The sequence below is a fragment of the Patiriisocius marinistellae genome, from assembly GCF_009014635.1.
Taxonomy (GTDB): domain Bacteria; phylum Bacteroidota; class Bacteroidia; order Flavobacteriales; family Flavobacteriaceae; genus Patiriisocius; species Patiriisocius marinistellae.
The window spans coordinates 413,362-435,559 of sequence record NZ_BKCF01000002.1 but is presented as its reverse complement, the minus strand read 5'-3'; the positions used below and the strand labels follow the sequence as shown (position 1 = coordinate 435,559).

General features: G+C 32.8%; 21 protein-coding genes. 14 read left to right on the top strand and 7 right to left on the bottom strand.

Annotation, left to right across the window (positions count from 1 at the left end; translation table 11 throughout):
* From GB234_RS08665 to GB234_RS08630, 8 genes are all read left to right on the top strand, one after another.
* Positions 1-180, top strand: a complete 180-nt coding sequence (locus GB234_RS08665) for a hypothetical protein (protein WP_151894151.1) — start codon at positions 1-3, stop codon at positions 178-180.
* The gene (locus GB234_RS08660; RefSeq protein WP_151894150.1) at positions 180-515 is read left to right on the top strand and encodes a PadR family transcriptional regulator; all 336 of its coding nucleotides are present in this window, start codon (positions 180-182) and stop codon (positions 513-515) included. The genes GB234_RS08665 and GB234_RS08660 overlap by 1 nt, the downstream gene beginning before the upstream one ends.
* A complete protein-coding gene (locus GB234_RS08655; protein WP_151894149.1) occupies positions 512-2,341 on the top strand; it encodes a PspC domain-containing protein in 1,830 nt (609 codons plus the stop codon). Before GB234_RS08660 ends, GB234_RS08655 begins: the two co-directional genes overlap by 4 nt.
* A 64-nt stretch (positions 2,342-2,405) precedes the next feature.
* Positions 2,406-3,128 carry a head GIN domain-containing protein gene (locus GB234_RS08650; protein WP_151894148.1) on the top strand — a complete coding sequence of 241 codons (723 nt, stop codon included), beginning with the start codon at positions 2,406-2,408 and terminating at the stop codon, positions 3,126-3,128.
* 155 nt (positions 3,129-3,283) lie between these two features.
* The gene (locus tag GB234_RS08645; RefSeq protein ID WP_151894147.1) at positions 3,284-4,900 is read left to right on the top strand and encodes a serine hydrolase domain-containing protein; all 1,617 of its coding nucleotides are present in this window, start codon (positions 3,284-3,286) and stop codon (positions 4,898-4,900) included.
* A gap of 10 nt (positions 4,901-4,910) precedes the next feature.
* Entirely contained in the window at positions 4,911-5,447 is a 537-nt protein-coding gene (locus GB234_RS08640; protein WP_151894146.1) for a helix-turn-helix domain-containing protein, read from the top strand.
* Positions 5,448-5,554: 107 nt separating this feature from the next.
* Positions 5,555-7,069, top strand: a complete 1,515-nt coding sequence (locus tag GB234_RS08635) for a serine hydrolase domain-containing protein (RefSeq protein WP_151894145.1) — start codon at positions 5,555-5,557, stop codon at positions 7,067-7,069.
* A gap of 116 nt (positions 7,070-7,185) precedes the next feature.
* Positions 7,186-7,770 (top strand): aspartyl/asparaginyl beta-hydroxylase domain-containing protein, encoded by a 585-nt coding sequence (locus GB234_RS08630; protein ID WP_151894144.1) that lies wholly within the window; start codon positions 7,186-7,188, stop codon positions 7,768-7,770.
* A 107-nt stretch (positions 7,771-7,877) separates the two neighbouring features.
* On the opposite strand, the gene trxB is transcribed toward GB234_RS08630, so the two are convergent.
* The gene (trxB, locus tag GB234_RS08625) at positions 7,878-8,846 is read right to left on the bottom strand and encodes a thioredoxin-disulfide reductase (RefSeq protein ID WP_151894143.1); all 969 of its coding nucleotides are present in this window, start codon (positions 8,844-8,846) and stop codon (positions 7,878-7,880) included.
* Positions 8,847-9,137: 291 nt separating this feature from the next.
* Here trxB and GB234_RS08620 point away from each other — a divergent pair, with 291 nt between their 5' ends.
* From GB234_RS08620 to GB234_RS08605, 4 genes are all read left to right on the top strand, one after another.
* A complete protein-coding gene (locus tag GB234_RS08620; RefSeq protein WP_151894142.1) occupies positions 9,138-10,106 on the top strand; it encodes an NAD(P)H-dependent flavin oxidoreductase in 969 nt (322 codons plus the stop codon).
* Positions 10,107-10,125: 19 nt separating this feature from the next.
* Positions 10,126-10,920, top strand: coding sequence for an MBL fold metallo-hydrolase (locus tag GB234_RS08615; RefSeq protein WP_151894141.1), 795 nt, complete (start codon positions 10,126-10,128; stop codon positions 10,918-10,920).
* A 210-nt stretch (positions 10,921-11,130) separates the two neighbouring features.
* The gene (locus tag GB234_RS08610) at positions 11,131-12,846 is read left to right on the top strand and encodes a LytTR family transcriptional regulator DNA-binding domain-containing protein (protein WP_151894140.1); all 1,716 of its coding nucleotides are present in this window, start codon (positions 11,131-11,133) and stop codon (positions 12,844-12,846) included.
* Positions 12,847-13,075: 229 nt separating this feature from the next.
* Positions 13,076-13,552 (top strand): response regulator transcription factor, encoded by a 477-nt coding sequence (locus tag GB234_RS08605; protein WP_151894139.1) that lies wholly within the window; start codon positions 13,076-13,078, stop codon positions 13,550-13,552.
* Between the two features lie 5 nt (positions 13,553-13,557).
* Here the strand turns inward: GB234_RS08605 and GB234_RS08600 are convergent, their stop codons facing one another.
* Positions 13,558-15,588, bottom strand: a complete 2,031-nt coding sequence (locus tag GB234_RS08600; RefSeq protein ID WP_151894138.1) for a S9 family peptidase — start codon at positions 15,586-15,588, stop codon at positions 13,558-13,560.
* A gap of 188 nt (positions 15,589-15,776) precedes the next feature.
* Between GB234_RS08600 and GB234_RS08595 the strand changes: the two genes are divergently transcribed.
* A complete protein-coding gene (locus tag GB234_RS08595; RefSeq protein WP_151894137.1) occupies positions 15,777-16,058 on the top strand; it encodes a hypothetical protein in 282 nt (93 codons plus the stop codon).
* A 95-nt stretch (positions 16,059-16,153) separates the two neighbouring features.
* Here GB234_RS08595 and ettA read toward each other — a convergent pair whose 3' ends face one another.
* From ettA to GB234_RS08570, 5 genes are all read right to left on the bottom strand, one after another.
* On the bottom strand, positions 16,154-17,845 hold the full coding sequence (gene ettA / locus GB234_RS08590) for an energy-dependent translational throttle protein EttA (RefSeq protein ID WP_151894136.1): 1,692 nt from the start codon (positions 17,843-17,845) through the stop codon (positions 16,154-16,156).
* 57 nt (positions 17,846-17,902) lie between these two features.
* Positions 17,903-18,079, bottom strand: a complete 177-nt coding sequence (locus GB234_RS08585) for a CAL67264 family membrane protein (protein ID WP_235906093.1) — start codon at positions 18,077-18,079, stop codon at positions 17,903-17,905.
* 206 nt (positions 18,080-18,285) lie between these two features.
* Positions 18,286-19,155: a pirin family protein gene (locus GB234_RS08580; RefSeq protein ID WP_151894134.1), complete on the bottom strand. Its 870-nt coding sequence runs from the start codon at positions 19,153-19,155 to the stop codon at positions 18,286-18,288.
* 41 nt (positions 19,156-19,196) lie between these two features.
* Positions 19,197-19,634 (bottom strand): MarR family winged helix-turn-helix transcriptional regulator, encoded by a 438-nt coding sequence (locus GB234_RS08575; RefSeq protein ID WP_151894133.1) that lies wholly within the window; start codon positions 19,632-19,634, stop codon positions 19,197-19,199.
* 11 nt (positions 19,635-19,645) lie between these two features.
* Entirely contained in the window at positions 19,646-20,179 is a 534-nt protein-coding gene (locus GB234_RS08570) for an NADPH-dependent FMN reductase (RefSeq protein ID WP_151894132.1), read from the bottom strand.
* Positions 20,180-20,415: 236 nt separating this feature from the next.
* Between GB234_RS08570 and GB234_RS08565 the strand changes: the two genes are divergently transcribed.
* Positions 20,416-22,059 carry an acyl-CoA carboxylase subunit beta gene (locus tag GB234_RS08565; RefSeq protein WP_151894131.1) on the top strand — a complete coding sequence of 548 codons (1,644 nt, stop codon included), beginning with the start codon at positions 20,416-20,418 and terminating at the stop codon, positions 22,057-22,059.
* Positions 22,060-22,198: the final 139 nt, after the last annotated feature.

Genomic DNA, 22,198 nt, shown 5'->3' with positions numbered 1-22,198 from the left:
ATGGAAACACTCATCAACCTCATACTTGCCGCGGCACTCCATTTTACTAGTGCCCAGGCTGCACACCAACAAAAGATAACACAACAACTAGAAATGATAACGCCACAAGAAATATGCTGTGAAATTACCACACAGGTAGGCTTAATCAAAAACGAACATATTAATAATAACACACACTAATGAATATTGAAAACACAAAAGCGCAAATGCGTAAAGGAGTGCTGGAGTACTGTATTCTTTCTATCTTAAAAGATGGTGAGGCTTATACAAGTGATATTCTAGAGAGCCTTAAGGACGCAAAATTGCTGGTGGTTGAGGGAACAATTTATCCCCTACTTACACGCCTTAAAAACTCTGGATTACTATCATATAGATGGGAAGAATCCACGAGTGGACCACCACGCAAATATTATGACCTTACTGAGACTGGTCATCTATTTTTAAACGAATTATCAACTACTTGGAGTAACCTACAAACAGCGGTTTCTAAAGTAACCAATACAACCAAAAAATGAAAAAGACAGTTAATATTAATCTAGCCGGAACTTTTTTCCACATCGACGAAGATGCTTTTGGAAAATTACAACGCTACCTCGATGCCATACGTCGTTCACTGAGTGACCCACTGGGTGGCGAAGAAATTATACGTGATATTGAAGCACGTATCGCTGAACTTTTTTCAGAAAAAATTGAAACAAACACACAAGTTGTATCTGTTAAAGAACTGGATGAAGTAATTAAAATCATGGGGCAGCCTGAGGATTATGCCATGGGTGAAGCTAGTTATGATGATGATATGGGTGATGCGTCTAAAGGAGCAGTTCCATTTGAGTCTAAAACACGTAGTTCGCACAAACAATTATTTAGAGACATTGATAATAAATTTGTGAGCGGGGTTTCATCAGGACTAGGACATTATTTAGGGATTGATGCAATATGGGTACGTTTATTATGGATACTAATTACGTTTCTTACAAGTGGTACAGCAATATTAGCATATGTTCTTTTCTGGATACTTGTGCCAGCTGCTGAGAGTACTAGTGAAAAATTGAAAATGACTGGCGAACCTATAAATATTTCGAATATTGAAAAAAAGTTTAATGAGGGTTATCAAAACGTTGCAGACAGTATAAAAAATGCTGACTACGACAAGTATGGCGATAAAATAAGAAAAGGTTCGTCAAACTTTTTTGATACCCTCGGTACCGTAATCGTTACTATATTAAAAGTATTTCTTAAATTCTTTGGAGTTATTTTAATGGTTGTAGGACTAATGAGTTTTGTCTCCATAATAATTGGATTATTTGCCTTTGGAACCTTTGGCATATATGATAATGGTGTAGGGCTTGACATGTGGCATTTAGTAGATGCATCAAATACACCAGTTTGGGTAATATCTATATTGGGCATATTTGCCTTTGGAATCCCTATGCTCATATTATTTATATTAGGGCTCAAAATAGTAGCGCCTAATGTTAAATCGATTGGAACATCTGCAAAAATCACACTACTAATATTATGGTTAGCATCTCTTGGAGTTATTGCTGCTCTAGCAATCAAACAGGCAAGTGCGAGAGCATATGACAACAGTACAATTACAGAAGTTTCTGTTCCTGTAAATGCTTCGGAAATTTTTAAGGTGAAAATGCGAGCTGACAAACAATATAGTTATGAGGTTAATAGACATGGTGGATTAAAATTGAGAACTAATGAAAGTGGTGAACGTGTTATCTACTCTAATGATATACGCTTAATTGTTAGACACACAGATGATTCAATTGGTAAATTGATTATAGAGCGCAGTGCAGAAGCGGCAGATTTTATAGAAGCTAAAACATATGCAGATGCTATTAATTATAATTACACACTCACTGGCAATGAGTTATTACTAGATGGCTTTTTTACGACAGCAATGGATAATAAATTTAGAGATCAAGAGATTGAAATCGTATTGTATTTACCAAGCGACACGCAATTAATTGCAGATAAAAACACGTATTCATTCCACCGTAATAGCTCAAGCTATAGAGATATTTTAGACAATGGTGATGAAGGTAGATTATTACGTATTACTCCAGAAGGAACTGTATGTCTAGACTGCCCTACTTCATCATCAAACTCAAAAGACGTTAATGATGACTATTATCAGGATAGAAATTCTAATCAGTACTCTAATGAAGGTTGGGAACAAGAAGTAGAAGATGGACTTAATGGAACTCGAAGTAATGTAAAAAGTGTAGATAAAATGTTGGAAGAAAAAGAAAGAGAAATTCAACAACTTAAAGATTCTCTTGAAAAAGGAAAAAATATTAAAGTAAATATTACAACCGAAACTTATTAATTAATCTTTTTGAAAAACTCGTATAGTTAATGTGAGTTATATTTCAGAAATAAAAAAACCAATTATGAAAACGACAAAAATAGTAATCATGCTTTTAGGGGTCCTTTTAATGACGTCTTGTATAGGTAATTTTAATATAAATCAAATTGATGGTAACCGTGATGTGGTTACAGAGAATAGAAGTATAGGTAGAGATTTTGACACCGTCAAAGGAAGCTCAGGACTTGAAGTTATTTTGACACAAGGATCTGAAAATGCACTAAGAGTTGAAGCAGATTCGAACCTTCAAAATATTATTGAAACGTATGTAGATAATAACACACTTTACATTAAAGCTGAAGAAAATATAGGCAGCGCAGCAAAAAAGACTGTATATGTTACGTACACAACGTTATCTAGTATTAAAGCTAGTAGTGGTGCAAATGTGAGTTTGAACAATGAGTTTAAGGAAGAAAAATTAACGCTAGATGCAAGTAGTGGTGCAGCAATTACTGCGAGTGTTTTTTCTAAAGATGCTTATGTTGAAGCTAGTAGTGGTGGTAATGTTCATGTAGAAGGTAAGACAAAAAACTTACGCACTAAGGCTTCTAGTGGTGGTCATATTGATGCTAAAGATTTATTATCTGTTATTTGTAACGCTAGGGCTTCAAGTGGAGGAAATATTACTGTAAATACAAAAGAAGAATTAGAAGCTAAAACAAGTAGCGGAGGTTCAATAACGTATGACGGCGACCCTATTGTTAAAAATAACAGCAGTAAGCATAATAATAATGTGAGCAGATTATAATGCTATTGACATCTGTAAGCTAAAATCCCGAAACGAATTTTGTTTCGGGGTTTTTAGTTCTCTATTATGTTGTTTTGAATAATCAGCAGTCTTTCATTAAATATTCAATCTAAAATAAAAGAAATGAATTTAAATCTTAATAAAAAATTAAAACTATGAAAGCAAAATTCATACTACTCCTTACAATCTGCTTACTCTTTTCTTTTAGTGAGAATAATTTAGTAACAGCACAAACACGAAATAAACCTTTGCTTTTTTTTTCCAAAGATGATGTTACAAAATTAAAAGAGGTTAACTACACAAACAACTTCACGCTAAACGAAAACGAATTTTTAAATATTCATTTTACTTTAGAAAAACCTTTAATTAAAAGCCTTCAATTATTAGATGAAACCTTAACCGAAGATGAATTATTACAAATAGGAAGTTTTCAACTTTCATTTATAGTAGATGGAAAAATAATTTACGTAGAAAACTTACACAAAGGAGCTGGACTAAAAGCTTTTAAAACAGAACAAATTGATCATGTTGTACGTTTAATTACACCAGAACAGATTGATTTTTGGGGATGGTTTATGTGGCTTAAATTTATGAAAATTGGTGGTGGACAAGATGCGCTTCATACAGGAAATCACGAGCTCACTATAGAAATTAGGCCTTATATAAAACAAGAAAAATTAAGTGTGGGTGCTCTTTTAGCAGCAGGTACTATTAATGTAGAGGTTCCAGAAATCCAAGTAGACCAAGCCCTTATTGCTGTTCAAAAGATTGCGCCTAGTAGTGATTGGATTGTTTCTAATGATAGCTTTGACCGTCATAAAATTGAAGCTCTTAATAGAAAAATTGCGGAAAAAAGATTTGAAGATATAAATAGCATTGTAGTAATCAAAAACAATAAACTTTTAATAGAAGAATATTTTAACGATGCCGCTAGAGAAAGTTTACATAATCCAAGATCTGTTGGAAAATCAATTGCTTCAACCATGCTTGGTATTGCTATTGAAGAAAATTTTATAAGTGACGAAGATGCCCAATTAAAAGATTTTTATGATTTAAAATCTTTTAATAATTTCAGCATTGAAAAAGAAAATGTGACTTTAAAATCTCTATTAACAATGAGCTCTGGTTTTGTGGGTGATGATAGTGATTACAATAGTTTAGGTAATGAAGAAAATATGTACCCAACTAAAAACTGGGTCAAATTTACACTTGACTTACCTATGCAAGATAATAAAGATAGTGATTTTGCATATTTTACTGCTGGTGTAGTTGTTTTAGGAGATGTTATTCATAAATCTGTACCTAAAGGCTTAGTTTCTTATGCTAATGAAAAACTCTTCACTCCTCTTAGTATTACAAATTATAAGTGGGAATATACTCCTCAAAAGGTTGGTAATACTGCTGGTGGTATTAGACTAAGAGCAATTGATTTTGCTAAATACGGTCAACTGTATAAAAATAGAGGCATGTGGAATGGTAAGCAAATTCTAGATAAAAACTGGGTAAAAAAAAGCTTAGCTAAACAAGTAAAACAATCAATTAACAGTGAAGATTATTACGGTTATTTGTTTTGGAATAAAACTTTTTCGGTAAACAATAAAAATTATGAAGTTTCTTATTGTAGTGGTCGAGGAGGGAATAAAATTTTTGTTTTTAATGATATACCATTTGTGGTTGTAATTACTTCATCAGCTTACAACATACCTAATGCACATATTAATGTTGATAAAATGATGGTTGATTATATTCTGCCAGCGATATTAAAGAATTAAAACAGTAGTAATGAATAAGCTTATCAAGTACCGAGAAAAATTAAACCTTACGCAAGGAGACTTAGCAACTAAGTCTGGTTTATCTGTTAGAACAATTCAAAGAATTGAAGCTGGAGCAACATTAAAAGGCCACAGCTTAAATGTATTATCCCAAGCATTAAACATACCTATAGAAAAACTATCTGGAGTAGAAAACGAGTCTTTATTAAATTATAAATTGATAAAATTAATAAACCTCTCATCTTTACCTTTTGTAATAATTCCACTTGTAAATATTGTAGTTCCCCTACTTATAATGTACTATAAAAAAGAAATAAATTTAATTACTAAACAAATTGTTTCCATTCAAATCTTATGGACAATACTATCTTCAATTATTTTTCTTTTGAGTCCATTTATTGGTAGACTTATATCCTTACAAAATGAACTTGTTTTAATTGTTTTGATTATTTCAGTTTTACTAAACGTTGGTATCATTTTAATAAATGCCATTTCATTGGACAAAAACAATTCACTTCGTATTAAATTGAATTTCAGTTTTTTATAAAAATGTCATAACATCGTCGGGCAATTGTCATGTTCATTTTACCTTCGGCAGCTGATAGATTTCAGAATTTTGTTTCATTGTTAACCAATTATTAAAAATCTATCATAATGAAAAATTTCTGTATACTTTTAGCATTCATTTCTATTCTATTTTCGCTTAAAATTTCAGCACAAATATCTAAAGATTCAGAGCTATTTATTCAGCTAAAAAAAACAGATAGCTTATTTTTTGAAGAAACCTTTAATCAATGCAATTTTAAATTATTAGAAACATATATCCCTAGTGATTTTGAATTTTATCATGATATAAATGGCACACAAAATAGAGAACAATTCTTTAAAACGTTTAAAGAAAGTATTTGCTCAAATCCAAAAATCAAACCTATTAGAAAAATAGTAGAAGAAAGCTTAGAGGTTTTTCCTTTAAAAAATAATGGAAAAGTCTATGGAGCAATCCAAAAAGGAGTTCATCTATTTTATATTAAGGAACCAAACAAGGAGTTATACCTAACAAATATTGCCAAGTTTACGTCTCTTTGGAATTTAGAAAATGACGCTTGGAAACTTTCTAGAGTTTTAAGCTACGACCATAAAGAACCAAATAAAAATTATGGTCAAAAATTTGAAGCAAATTCACCATTACCACTTTTTGATAATGATATTAAAATAGAAGCCTTACTTAAACAACATAATATTCCATCTATTTCTATAGGCTATATTGAAGAAGGCAGGCTTAAACAATTGCGTGCTTTTGGTATTCAAAAGCACGGAGTACCTGTTTCAGTGAATACTATTTACAAAATTGCATCGCTTACAAAACCAATTGTAGCAATCGTAACACTTAAATTAATTGAGAATGGAGAATTAGAATTGGATGAACCCTTATCCAACTATTATATCGACCCAGCTATTAGAAATCATCCATATTTGAATGAATTAACTCCACGAAATATTTTAACTCATCAATCTGGATTCACTAATTGGACCTATTTGAGTGATTATGATAAATTAACTTTCGAATTTGAACCAGGAACCAAGTTTCAATATTCGGGTGAAGCGTTTGAATATTTAAGAAAAGCTATTGAAAGCAAATTCAAAATGTCATTTAAGCAAATTTCAAAAGAACTATTATTCGAACTTATAGGAATGAATGATACCCATTTTGATTGGACATCTACAATAGATGACAATCGTTATGCTGTTGAGCATGATGAAAACGGAGCTCCTATACGATTCAAAAAACATTTTGAAGCCAATGCAGCAGCTAATTTGTTAACTACGGCAAATGACTATTCTAAGTTTATGATTTATATTATGAATGGTGCCGGGTTATCAAAAGATTTATACATAGAATTTCTAAAACCTCAAGTCACAGAAAAAAAGGGGATTGATAGAAATTTAGGCATGCAACTATTAACTAATTTACCAAATAATGAAATAGCACTAATGCACACTGGTGGCGATTATGGAATTAAAACAATTGCCATTGCACTTCCTAAATCAAAACGAGGATTAGTCTTATTTTCAAATTCAGAAAATGGTATCGTATTATGGCAAAAGGTAATTATGGAGTATTTTGGGGAAATTGGGAAAGAGATTGTTCGTAGAAATTTAGAAGAATAAATACAGTATTATTATTTTCTGAAATATTAATTCGTGCCACAAACAAGTAAAATTACGTGTCTTTTCGATGCCACAAAATACTTAATTTTACTAATCAACAAAAAATCAAACATGTAATGGAAACCAAAAAACATTTTAACGACAGAATAAAATTACCATTTAAGTTTGATGTAGAAAAAATGCTTGCAGAAGCAAATGCACTAAAAGAGGAACATTATGAATATTATAATGTTATTTCATTACGTGCTCCTGCTCACTTAGTGGACACATCATTACCTTTCCCTCCACCCGCAATTGATTATGCAGATGGCTCTTGGACAAGCTGGACTAACACCCCTAATCTAGAAAAATCTCATTACATAAAAAGTATAGTCGAAACACTAAATGCCTATACAACGGTTAACTTAGTACGACTGTTATTTTTAGCTCCTAATGCAATCGTTAAAGAACATACAGACCCAACGTTAGCACTAGAAGAGGATAAATCAATGATTCGATTAACCATCCCCATAGATAATAATGATGGAGTTGAGTTTTATCTTAATGATACTTTAGTGCCAATGAAAGTTGGAGAATGTTGGTATTTACGACTCTCAGGTTCCCACCGAGTAATCAATAATGGAACTACAGATCGTATCAATTTAACAATAGATGTAATACCAAATAATAGTATTATTAAACTCATTGAAAATGCTAATTAAGTAGATTTCTAGAACGCAAAAAATCCCGAAAATGGATTGTTTCGGGATTTCTAATTTTTAAGCAATATTTATTATTTCTATAAGGATAGAAATTTTATTTCAAAAAATTAAGCTACAACTTCTTCAATAGACTCAATAGCTGCTAAATAACGTTCAGCATCAAGAGCAGCCATACAACCAGTACCAGCGGCAGTAACGGCTTGACGATACTCTTTATCTTGTACATCACCACTAGCAAATACACCAGGAATGTTCGTTTTTGTTGACTTGCCTTTTGTAATTAAATACCCCGTATCGTCCATGTCTAATTGACCTTTAAAAATATCTGTATTAGGCTTATGTCCAATAGCGATAAATAATCCTGTAATAGCAATTTCTTCTTTATCACCAGTCTCATTATTTTTCATACGCAACCCTTCCACAACCATATCTCCTAAAACTTCATCAACTTCAGTATTATAACGCAAGTCAATATTAGGCGTAGATGTTACTCTGTGTTGCATTGCTTTACTTGCTTTCATATAATCTTTACGAACAAGCATTGTCACTTTATTACAAATATTTGCTAAGTAAGTTGCTTCTTCAGCAGCAGTATCCCCTGCGCCTACAATTGCAACATCTTGTCCTTTATAAAAGAAACCATCACAAACAGCACAAGCCGAAACTCCACCACCCCGCAATTTTTGCTCACTTGGTAAGCCTAAGTATTTTGCAGTTGCTCCTGTAGAAATAATTACAGATTCTGCCTCAATGATAGTTTTGTTATCAACAGTTGCTTTATGAATACCTCCTACTTCTGTACTAAACTCAATTGATGTAACCATCCCTATACGTACCTCCGTGCCAAAACGTTCTGCTTGTTTTTGCAATTGCACCATCATTGTTGGGCCGTCAATACCTTCTGGATATCCAGGAAAGTTATCAACCTCTGTAGTAGTTGTAAGTTGACCACCAGGCTCCATCCCTGTATACATTAAAGGTTTCATATCTGCACGTGCCGCATAAATTGCTGCCGTATATCCAGCAGGCCCACTACCAATAATCAAACACTTTACTCTTTCTATTGTATCACTCATAATGTTTTCTTCTCAAATTTTAAGATTATAAAAATAGGTATTTTGAAATAAACCTTACAAAGAAAGTTATCCATAAAAACAATGAAGTTATCAAGGAATCAAATAGAAATTAACCAAGTAAATTAATAGGGTTTGCTTCTGAAATTTCCATTGATTAAAATTTTTAGCTTCTCATTTCAATTTGTAAATTATAAAAATTAAAAATACCCCCTATCTTACACCTACTAAAGACCACTACTCCTTTCATATCTCTCACAAAACAACTAATTTTACTTTTCTTAAAAAACAAATATGAATAAAGACCAATTTACCAAAGATTTATCACTGCCAGTTGTAGCAGCACCTATGTTTTTAATTTCAGGCCCTGAGCTTGTAATTGCTGCTTGTAAAAGTGGTGTAGTGGGTACATTTCCAGCACTTAACCAACGAACCACCGAAGGTTTTGAAGAATGGGTAATCCAGATAAAAACAGAACTTGAAGCTTGGGAAAAAGAAACAGGTAAGAAGGCTGCACCCTTTGGAGTAAATTTAATTGTCCACATGACGAACCCTCGGGTAGAGGCAGATTTAAAGATATGTGTAAAACATAAAGTGCCTTTAATAATTACTTCGCTTGGAGCAATTTCAATGGTTGTTGATGCTGTTCACAGTTATGGTGGGCTCATCTTTCATGATGTAATTAAAAGACGTCACGCAGAGAAGGCGATTGAGGCAGGCGTTGATGGGTTAATTTTAGTATGCGCAGGAGCTGGTGGTCACGCTGGTACGCTACACCCAGTACCATTTGTCAATGAAATAAAACAAATATTTGATGGCTTTATTCTTTTAAGTGGAGCGTTAAGCAATGGACAAGATGTAGCAAGTGCAATGCAAATGGGCGCAGATTTAGCTTATATGGGAACCCGCTTTATTAATACTAAAGAAAGTAAAGCCGAAGTTGAATACAGAGAAATGATCAAAGAAAGTGCTACAAACGATGTAACATACACTGCTGCAATAAGTGGTGTTGCAGCAAACTTTTTACAAAAGAGTTTAGACAAAGCTGGAGTTACCCAAGAGCAATTAAAAAGCACTAAAAAAGTAGATTTTGGTAAAGAACTTGATACAGAAGCTAAAGCTTGGAAAACCATTTGGTCAGCTGGTCAAGGTGTAACTTCAATTCATGATGATTTACCGATGGAAGAATTAGTTTCAAAAATGAAAACCGAATTTAAAGACGCCATAACGCACCAACAAGAAGTACTTCTTAAATATAGCTAATCATTAAAATGATCAAATTATGAAAAAATCAGCAATAGTATTTTGTGTTTTGCTTTCGATTTTAAGTTGTAAAAACAATGATAAAAAGGTGGAGCAAATTTCAGAAGAAAGTACTTTAGAAATTTCTGAAGAAAAAAAAACAAATTTTAAAATTACTCCTATCTCACACGCCACAATGGTGCTAGAATGGGATGACGAAGTAATTTACGTTGACCCTGTGGGAGGTATTAATGCTTTTGCAGGAAATCCTAAAGCTACACTCGTTTTAGTAACAGATATTCACGGTGACCATTTTAACACCGAAACATTGGCGGCCATAAATGAAAATACTCGAATAATTGCGCCACAAGCTGTTTTTGATAAAATGGATGTTGAACTTCAAGATAGAACTACAGTGCTAGAAAATGGCAAAAAAATTGTCTCAAAAACTACTGAAAAAGTCAGTCTGGAAGCAATACCAATGTACAATTTAAGACCTGAAGCGTTAAAGTTTCATGAAAAAGGTCGTGGTAATGGCTATATCATTTCAAAAAATGGAAAGCGCGTTTATATTTCTGGCGACACAGAAGACATTCCAGAAATGCGACAACTTAAAGATATTGATGTGGCTTTCATATGTATGAATTTACCGTATACTATGACTGTTGAAAGTGCTGCAAATGCTGTACTTGATTTTAAGCCAAAAAAAGTATATCCATACCATTATAGAGGTACTGATGGAATGAGTGATGTCAAGAATTTTAATAATCTTATTGAAGGAGAAAACAAAAATATTGAAGTAGTACAATTAGATTGGTACCCTGAAACAGAATAGTTTATCCAAATATTAATGTTCAATAGCGTTTAAATTAAAATTTAAACGCTATTTTTTTTACCCACATAAACAACTCTATACCAACGTTATAAATGTGCGTTTAAATCAAATATAATTAGATTAACGAAATTTAATTGATTATGAGTTTAGTTTACTTTGTAAGTATTTCCTACATTTGAGTAACTACTAACCAACTATAATGCCCCTTAAATGAGATACTTTACCATTTTATTGTCTCTTCTATTTTTACCATTTTTCAATATACTCGCACAAAAAAATGCCCAATACGATTCTATTTATGAACTTGGTATAAAAAATAGACGCTCCCCAGATAGTTTACAAAAATATGGTCATTTTTTACTCTCACTTGACGATAGTGAGCGTGCTGCTGTTTCTATGCGTGGCTATTATTTTTTAGGTCAAGCTGAGTCTCTCAAGGGTGAAATTGCACAGAGTATTGTGTATTATGATAGTGCATTAGTTTCTAAACAGCGAGTACCAGATTCAGATTTTAAAATTATCGCTACATTAATACGTAACAAGGGTATTAGCTATTCACGATTAGGAAAAACTGATGATGCTAAAAAAACTTTCAACGAACTTATTACACTAGCTAAATCTAAAAAATTATGGTCGCACCTTGCGCCTGCGTATAACGATTTAGGGATTACAGAAAAGAATACTGGTAATTTTAAAGGAGCTATTGAACTTTACACAAAAGCGCTAAAAATATATGATAGCTTGGGCCAAGAGAAAAGCCTAACAGCAACGTATTTAAATATGGGAGTTGCCCAAGCTAACTTAAAAAATAGGAGTCAAAGTAATGAGAGCTTTAGAAAAGTAATAATGATTGCTTTAAAAAATGATAACAAACGAGACCTTTATAGAGCATATAATAACTTGTCTGTAAATTATAATGCTGCCCAAAAACCAGATTCTGCATTGCTTTATTTAAGAAAAGTCTTGCCTTACTATCAAGAGAAAAAAGACAAATATGCTGAGTATTTAGCTTATAAAAACATTGGAACTTCTCATTCTCATTTAAATACAAAGGACAGCGCATTCTATTATTTTAATAAATCAATAAAAGGTTTTAAAAATATAAACATTCCAGAAAAAATAGGTGAAGGACATATAACTGCTGCAAATTATTACTTTAAACTTGATGATCTAAATGCTGCTCAAGCTCATGCAGATAGTGCTATAAGCAATTTTAATAGAGCTAATCACGCAAAATTGTTAGCTGACACATATAACCTCTTAAGTACTATTCATGAGGGAAAGAATAATTTTAAAAGTGCAAATAGTTATATTAAAAAAGCTAAAAAGATAGAAGATTCCATTTACACTACTGAAAATAATAAGAACTTAAATAGAATAGTTACTGAGCTTGAAGTCAAAGAAAAAGAGAAAGCTATTGACAGTTTAGAAGGTGAAAAATCATTTTATAAATCTACCTTTTTTATTGCGACAATTATTGCACTAGTACTTCTTATATTCTTTTTTCTTTTATATAAAAGATTCCAAGAATCAAATAAAGAACTAGGATTATTAAGAGAAAAAATGGCTTACTATCATAAAAAAGTTACTCAAAAACCTGCTACAATGCTGTCATTGAAAAGTAAGGCTGTTTTAAAAACTGAGGAATTATTGTACATTAAAAGTGACAGCCATTATCTTGAGTTTTATTCAAAAGATATAGCTAAACCTGAAATTGATCGTAACACGCTCAAAGATGTTTTAGAACAATTAAAAGATTTAGATTTTGCGCAAATTCATCGATCTTATATTGTAAACTTACAATATGTTAGAATTATAAATTCTACAAAAATTATGCTTACAGATGGAACTTGGTTGCCATTGTCTAGAACATATAAGCCTAAATTAAAAGAGGTTTTACTTCATACTCAAAAGGAAGAGGAATAATATTAATTTAAGGTAAAAAACAATCTTAATAAGTCTCATTTTTATCTCATTTTTATAAAATTTATTAGTGTCATAAAAAACGTGTTTTATGACAACTCCCCTATTTTCATTAGATTACATGTTGTATTTCATGATAGAAAACATGCTGTTAGTGACTTAAACAATTCTTACTTCATTTGTTTTATCTTTCTTTGGGTATCAACTAAGATGAACCCAAAACACTTATGATATGAATGCTCTAGCACAAAGATCGCAACAAAACTACCAACACCCTCAAAGAAATTTGCTCACTAATATTCAACAGCAAGTATCAAATCATATTCTCCACTTAATTTCAGAAAATAAACCCTCTACAAACACGCACCTATTGAAAACTCAAAACTTAAACCAAGATAATTTAAGATACCTCAATACTTCTGCAACGATTGAGAAAGAGGTAAAGCAAATAACAAATGTACTCTCTAAAATATATATGGAAGTACAAGAACAAGGAACTAATGCAAAAAAATTAAAGTCGCTTACAAAGCAAGAACTTAATATTTTTCATCTAATTGCAAATGGACATCAAACAAAAGAAATAGCCGCAAAACTCTTCATTTCAGTCCATACAGTTAATGCACACCGCAAAAGTATTTATAGAAAGTTAGAAATTAATAATGTAGCTTCACTTGTAAAGCTATCGCTTATTATAGATTTAGTTATATAGTTTAATTATTGATATTTTTCAAACCATGCAAGTGTATGTGCAATTTTTGTAATTAAATTACTAGGCCGAGCTGCAATACCATGAGATGCGTCTGGAATTTCAACAAGCACAGTTTCAATTTTTCTAAGCTTTAATGCATGATATAATTGTTTTGCCTCACTGGGTGGCGTACGCAAATCATTCATTCCTACCATAACCATCGTTGGTGTCTCAATATTACCCACTAGTGACAATGGTGAAAATTTCCAATACCCCTCAAAATTTTCCCATGGTTGCTCAGGATATCTGCTATTCGCATACCCAAAATAATTATCTGCTACAAGCGTTTTACTTATCCAGTTCATCACTGGTTTTGCAACCACAGCAGCTTTAAAGCGGTTATTTTTACCAATCATCCATGCAGTCATAATTCCGCCAGCACTTCCTCCTGTAACGTATAGTCTATTGATATCTACATTTCCTTTTGTAATAATTGTATCAACTCCATCCATGACATCATTATAATCCTCTCCAGGATAATTATTGAATAATAAGTTTCCAAATTCCTCTCCATAACTAGTACTTCCTCTTGGGTTAGGGTAAAAAACAATATACCCAGCTGCAGCATATAATTGCATTTCAGCAGAAAAATGTGGTCCATAGTTTAAAATGGGTCCTCCGTGGTTTTCAACAAGTAAAGGATATTTTTTTGTCGAATCATATTCTGGAGGAAACACCACAAACCCTTGAATATCACGCTTATCTACTGAAGATTTGTACCATACTTCTTCTACCTTTCCTAACTTTCGGTAGTTTAGCAAATCTTCGTTTAAACTGGTAATTATTGTCGCATTACTTTTACCTTTTGAGGTAATCGCCACATCTGCTGGTCTGTCTGGTTTTGATAATGTATACGCAATTCTTCCGTTATTTGACACTGAGTAATTTCCACTCGCGTAAGGTCTACCTAAGGTTGTTCCACCAACGTTGTTCACAATATCAGTTACATTTCCGCTGAGCGAAATATGTGCTAATTTTGTAACCCCTTTATCATTATACATAAAGTATAATCCCTTGCTGTCATTTGCCCAAGTAATATTACTAACGCTTCTGTCAAGTGCTTCTGAAATAGATTTTGCATTACCACCATTGCTGTCCATTATATGCAATTGACGCACTTGATATGCTTGTACTTTGTCTTCATAACCAACGTAAGCAATGTGTTTTCCATTAGGTGAAATTATTGGGTTGCCATCAGGTCCTTTTCTGTCTGTCAACGTTTTTATTTGCAAATTTCTAGTATCGACTGAGTACACTTCTGAGTTTCTAAAATCGTACTCCCAATCAGCATTTAAATTAGCTGAAAAATAAATTTTTGTCCCATCTGGGGACCAAGATAAACCGCCGCCGTGATTTAAGTCTCCACTAGTTAATTGACGTGGACTCCCTCCCTCTGCCGAAATTGTAAAAATATGCGTAAAGCCAGGTTTAATATATCCTGAACCATCTGCTTCATGTTTTAACCTATCTGTAATTCTTGGAGCTTTTGCCCATTTTGCATCCTTTGGCTTTGAGGGCATTTTTGCAATCACTGGAGCTTTTGCTGCTACTTTCATTGTAAACGCAATAGACTTTCCATCAGGCGACCAGGCTAAACTTGACGGACTCTTTTCTAATTGAGTTAAGCGTGCTAATGTTCCAGATGCTATCCAGTATACATAAATTTCACTTCCATTTTCGCTACCGCTTGTAAATGCAATGCGATCACCACTAGGTGACCATCGAGCACTCCCCTCACCTTTGTCTCTAGATGTTAATTTGCGATGATTATTTCCGTCAATATCAATTATCCAAAGACTCGCTGTGCTTTTATCTGCCATAATATCAAAACCTGTTCGGCGATAAATAACATGTTTCCCATCAGGCGAAATTTGTGGTGAATTTGCGTATTCTAATTGAAAAACATCTAAGTATTCAAAGGGCGTTGTAACCTGTGCAGAAATTTCAGAAGACAATATTGATGTAATAAATATGCTAAAAAACAGGAATAATCTCATAGTTTGAATTTTGATTTCAAGATAAAAAAAAGAGAGATTTTAAAAAAGGATTTTAGTTGACATATTAAGTATTTTAAAAAATAAATACAATAATTTAGTATTATGTTGATTTGCAATTTAGAGCTGCATATTTTTAAATTTTTAATATTAAATGCTGGAATTTACAAAATTTGTAATTATTAGATTTTATGAAAAAAACCGCTGCTATATTAACATTAATTTGCTTTATTTTAATAGGTTGTAAAAACCAAAATGGAGTTTTACAAGTAAAGCAAATTAACACTATAGAGAACAATATTGTTTTAAGATATAGTGAGAAAATGGAAACTTTTTGGGCTATTAATATCCCTATTAGTTTTGAAGTTTCAAATAATTCATCTAAAGATGTAAAATTTACTTCTTGTACATATCTATATAATAACCAAATAGGTAGGCACAGTAAATTATACTTAAAAGATAATGTAAATTAGAATTACAATAGATTCTCATTTAATTAAAAAAGTCTCAAAGAGGTTTAATATATCAAACTCTTTGAGACTTTTATTTTTATAAAAGATTATAATTATTATCGAACTAACTTCTTGTATTTAATACGTTTAGGCATTAAATCTCCACCAAGACGTTGTTTCTTATTTTCTTCATATTCACTAAATCCACCTTCAAAGAAATATACTTGACTATCTCCTTCAAAAGCTAATATATGTGTACAAATTCTATCTAAGAACCATCTGTCGTGACTAATAACTACAGCACATCCAGCAAAATTCTCTAGTCCTTCCTCAAGAGCTCTAAGTGTATTAACGTCTAAGTCGTTTGTAGGTTCATCAAGTAGTAATACATTTCCTTCTTCTTTCAAGGTCATTGCTAAGTGCAATCTATTACGTTCACCACCTGATAATAATGAAACTTTTTTATTTTGCTCGCTTCCGCTAAAGTTGAACCTACTTAAATATGCTCTAGAGTTAACTTGCTTTCCTCCCATCATGACCAAGTCTTGCTCGTCACTAAAGTTTTGCCAAATAGTTTTCTCTGGATCAATATTTGAATGCGCTTGATCTACATAACTCACTTTTGCTGTTTCTCCAGTAATAAATGAACCCTTATCTGGATTTTCCTCTCCCATAATCATTCTAAAGATGGTAGTTTTACCAGCACCGTTAGGACCAATTACCCCTACAATTCCTGCTTGTGGCAAATTAAAATTTAAATCTTCATAAAGTAGCTTGTCGCCGTACGCCTTACTTACACCACTTGCTTCAATCACATTTGTTCCCAATCGTGGACCATTAGGAATATAAATCTCTAACTTTTCGTCAAGTTGTTTTTGATCTTGACTCATTAACTTATCGTAATTCTTCAAACGAGCTTTTTGCTTTGTCTGCCTCCCTTTTGCTCCTTGACGCACCCATTCTAACTCACGTTCTAATGTTTTTTGACGCTTACTTGCAGTTTTACTTTCCTGCGCCATACGTTTTGATTTTTGATCTAACCAAGATGAGTAATTACCTTTCCATGGAATTCCTTCACCTCTATCAAGTTCTAAAATCCAACCAGCAACATTATCTAAAAAGTATCTATCATGCGTAACAGCAATAACAGTTCCTTTATATTGTGCTAGATGATGTTCTAACCAGTGAACACTTTCTGCATCTAAGTGGTTTGTAGGCTCATCTAATAAAAGTACATCTGGCTCCTGCAATAACAATCTACATAAAGCAACACGGCGTTTTTCACCTCCTGAAAGTACACCTATCTTTTTATCGCTATCTGGCGTACGTAATGCATCCATAGCTATTTCTAGCTTGGTGTCCAGTTCCCATGCGTTCGCGGCATCAATTTGATCTTGTAAAACAGCTTGACGAGCCATTAACTTTTCCATTTTATCAGCATCACTATAAACTTCTTCTAGCCCAAATGAATCATTAATTTTATTATATTCATCAAGAATAGCAACTGTCTCTGCAGCACCTTCTTTAACAATATCCATTACCGTTTTTTCAGGATCTAATTGTGGATCTTGTTCTAAATAGCCCACAGAGTATCCCGGAGCAAAAACAACATCACCTTGATAATTTTTATCAACACCTGCGATAATTTTTAACAACGTAGATTTACCACTACCGTTGAGTCCTAAAATACCAATTTTTGCTCCGTAGAAGAAACTAAGGTATATATTTTTTAAAACTGGTGTTTGTGCATTCTGAAATGACTTAGTCAATCCAGACATTGAAAAGATTACTTTTTTATCGTCTGCCATTATTTTATAGTTGAATTGTTAATTGGAAATTTAAGTGACTAGTTTTCTAAACTTAAATTACACTCTTCCTTTTAGTGCATTAAATACCCATGCGATTGCGAAAAAGCCTATTCCTACTGCGGCAAATCCCCAACCTGCAACATCATCATATCTAAAAGCACCAAGTGCAATGAGGCTTAACCCCACGATTATCATAATAAAAGTAGCCCAACCCAGTACTGTATTCTTATTCATCATAAATTTTAATTTATACATATCTGAATAATTATCCAGATGAATTTTAAGTTGTTTATATGTTCTTCGGAAATTTTAAATCCATGACACCTAGTTAGATGATTAGTCACATTTCCGAAGTAGAAAAAAATCAACAACAAATATCGTTAATAAATCTATCTTTTGAAACAAACAGAGCATGTTAGTTTCATGATTTTAAATTAACATTAAGATGGAAGAAAGCCCATTTTACCTTGCTGATAATCACGTAATGCTTCCATAATTTCGGTTTGATTATTCATAACGTATGGCCCCCAACTTTGAATTTTCTCATTAATAGGTTCGCCTGATAGAAATAACAGTATGCTATCCTTTCCCGCCTTTATGGAACAGCCCTCGCCATCTTGTTCAAACCAAACCAGTTGATCCTCATTTAATGACAAATTTATCTCATCATTAATTGTCACTTTTCCTTTTAGTAAATAAAGTAATGATTGATGGCTTTCTGAAATTTTTAAATTGAATACTCCACCTTTTTTTGCATGAATCATATAAGCATTTACAGGAGTTTGTGTCGCTATTCTTCCATTAGTGCCGTCAAGTTCTCCAGCAATAATTTGCGTTGTCACCTTTTCATCTTCTGATGATACTATTAAAAAATCATCATTAGTTACATGTTGATAATTTGCTGGAATCATTTTCTTTTTTGCAGGAAGGTTAAGCCATAGTTGGATTCCTTCTAAATCTCCTCCTTTTTTTATAAAGTCTTTTGTGGGGCCTTCTGCATGAATAATTCCTCTACCAGCGGTTGTCCATTGAACATCGCCTGCCTTTACTACACTTTCGTTTCCTAAAGAGTCTCTATGCAATTGCTCTCCTTGAATTAAAAATGTAACAGGTTCAAAACCACGGTGCGGGTGTGGACCTAAATCAAAGGGATTATTTAACTCACTAATAGGGTAAGGTCCATAGTGGTGTAGTAGTACAAATGGGTCTAAAAGTTCAATATCTTGTGTGGGGATAGGCTGTCTTAATTTTATAGACCCCATGTTTACAAAGTCACTTCTTCCTATTTTTTTTATGCTATTATATTTCATGATTTTTTCTTTTAATATCAATTATGAAGCTCGTTAACTTTTCATCTAATTTTATCTAATAAGTCACTAAGTGTTTTTGCTTCTTTTAAGCTTAAATTAGCTAGTAAGTCTTCGCGTTTTGTTGTGTCAATTTCAGTTAACAAACCTTGTCCTTGAGCAGTAATCTTTATATGCACCACACGTCTATCACTCTCGCAAGCCACACGCTCAATTAATTGTTTATCGCACAGCTTATCCATCAATCTTGTAGCATTAGGCGCTCTTTCTAACATTCTACTCTTAATAGTTTGTACTGAAATAGGCTCTCCAGCTCCTCTCAAAATTCTTAAAACATTGTATTGTTGAGGAGAAATATTAAAGGGTTTGAAAAATGAATTTTGTTTACTTTGTATCCAGCTTGCTGTGTACATCACATTAAGCATGGCTTTTATTTTATCATTTGCAAACTCACTATTTATGTCTTTTGAAAGATCTCCCATAGTTGTATGAATTATTGAATTGATTTTTCAAATTTTTCTAGCTCTATTTCAAATCTTCTTTTTAATTCATCGTCAACGATTCCCGTAGGGGAAAATGAATCATTAAAATTTGGTAAAGAAAAAGTGGCAGTTATATTACCACCCATAAATGGAAATCTACCCTTTGCAATATCTAGTACGGTTACTCCTCCTCTTCCTCCTGGTGAAGTTGCCAATAAAAACATAGGTACATCGCTCCATAACTTCCCATCAATACGAGACATCCAGTCAAATATATTTTTAAAAACTGTTGCATAAGCCCCATTATGTTCGGCTAATGAAAGTACGATGCCATCTGCTCCTTTTATTTTTTCTAGAAATTGATGTGCAACGTTTGGTATACCGTGTTTTATTTCATAATCTATTCCATAAACTGGTAGATTAAAATCGTTTAAATCTAATATTTCAACAGTGGTATTATTCACTTGATTAGCGGTATAAATAGCAAATTTTTTATTAATAGAATTTAAGCTATTACTTCCAGCAAAGGCGATTAACTTTTTCATACGTATTATTTGATTATTTATACAAATATAGTAAAATACAATATATTTTCCTAGGCATATATTTCCGAGGAAAATACAATATACCTAGTTTTGTTTTTACTAATTTTTATTAAAATATACTAAGTGAGTATTGTAAATGCTTTTTATTATTTTCTAGATAAATAATATTTCTGATTAATATAAAACAAGGGACTTATTTTTTGGATAATTTGTATTTTAGCTCAAAACAAATACACGTGGATATCAAGTTCAACAAAAACGAAGATCATAATAAACTATTAGCCTCAGACCTACGTCAACGCCTTGTCAAAGTAAAACTTGGTGGTGGTGAAAAAAGGATTGAAAAGCATCATGCCAAAGGAAAAATGACGGCACGAGAACGTATTTCTTACTTACTAGACGATAAAAAACCTTCTATAGAGATAGGAGCTTTTGCTGGAGAAGGTATGTATAAAGAACACGGAGGATGCCCTAGTGGCGGTGTTGTTGTAAAAATAGGATATGTAAACGGTGTTCAGTGTATTGTTGTTGCTAATGATGCAACAGTAAAAGCGGGTGCATGGTTTCCTATTACAGGAAAGAAAAATTTACGTGCGCAAGAAATTTCGATTGAAAACAAACTACCTATTATCTATCTTGTTGATAGTGCTGGGGTTTATTTGCCTATGCAGGATGAAATTTTTCCTGACAAAGAGCATTTTGGACGTATATTTCGTAATAACGCAGTGATGAGTAGTATGGGAATTACTCAAATAAGCGCTATCATGGGAAGTTGTGTTGCTGGTGGTGCCTACTTACCTATTATGAGCGATGAAGCATTGATCGTTGATAAAACCGGAAGTATTTTCCTAGCGGGAAGTTACTTAGTAAAAGCTGCCATAGGTGAAAGTATTGATAATGAAACACTAGGTGGCGCAACAACACATTGTGAGGTTAGCGGAGTGACAGACTATAAATCTAAGGATGATAAAGACGCTTTAGATACTATTAAAAATATTGTGTCAAAAATAGGCGCATATGATAAGGCCGGATATAACCGTGCAAAATCAGTAAAACCAAAGGATGATCCAAAAGAAATTTTTGGAATTCTACCAAAATCTAGAGCTGATCAGTATGACATGCGAGAAATCATTACACGTCTTGTAGATGATAGTGATTTTGAAGAATATAAAAAAGGGTATGGACAAACTATTTTAACGGGTTATGCACGTATTGATGGATGGGCTGTAGGAATAGTTGCTAATCAACGTAAATTAGTAAAAACTACGAAGGCTAAAACAAAACCAAGCGAAATGCAATTTGGCGGAGTAATTTACAGTGATAGTGCTGATAAAGCTACACGCTTTATTGCGAATTGTAACCAGAAAAAAATCCCTTTAGTATTCTTACAGGATGTGACTGGGTTTATGGTAGGTAGCAAAAGTGAGCACGGTGGTATTATTAAAGATGGTGCAAAAATGGTAAATGCAGTAAGTAATAGTGTGGTACCTAAGTTCACAATTATTATAGGAAACAGCTACGGAGCAGGAAATTATGCAATGTGTGGAAAAGCCTATGACCCAAGGCTTATCGCAGCATGGCCAAGTGCTGAGCTTGCTGTAATGAGTGGAAACAGTGCTGCAAAAGTACTATTACAAATTGAAACTGCTTCTTTAAAAAAACAAGGTAAAGAAATTACACCAGAAGTTGAGAAAGAATTATATGACCGAATTAAGGCCAGATATGACGAGCAAATTTCACCATATTATGCAGCATCAAGAATTTGGACAGACGGAGTTATAGACCCATTAGATACTCGAAAGTGGATTAGCATGGGAATAGAAGCCGCAGACCACGCTCCTATTGAAAAGCCATTTAACTTAGGAATCATTCAAGTGTAGTTTTTAATTTTATGGAATTAATTTGATGGTTAAAATTTCCGAAGGTATTAATTAATAGTAGTATTCATTAATCTTAATTCATGTTGTGTGCAATTTGGAGAAAAATTTGTTTAATACCAATTTTTGGTATATTTGAGTA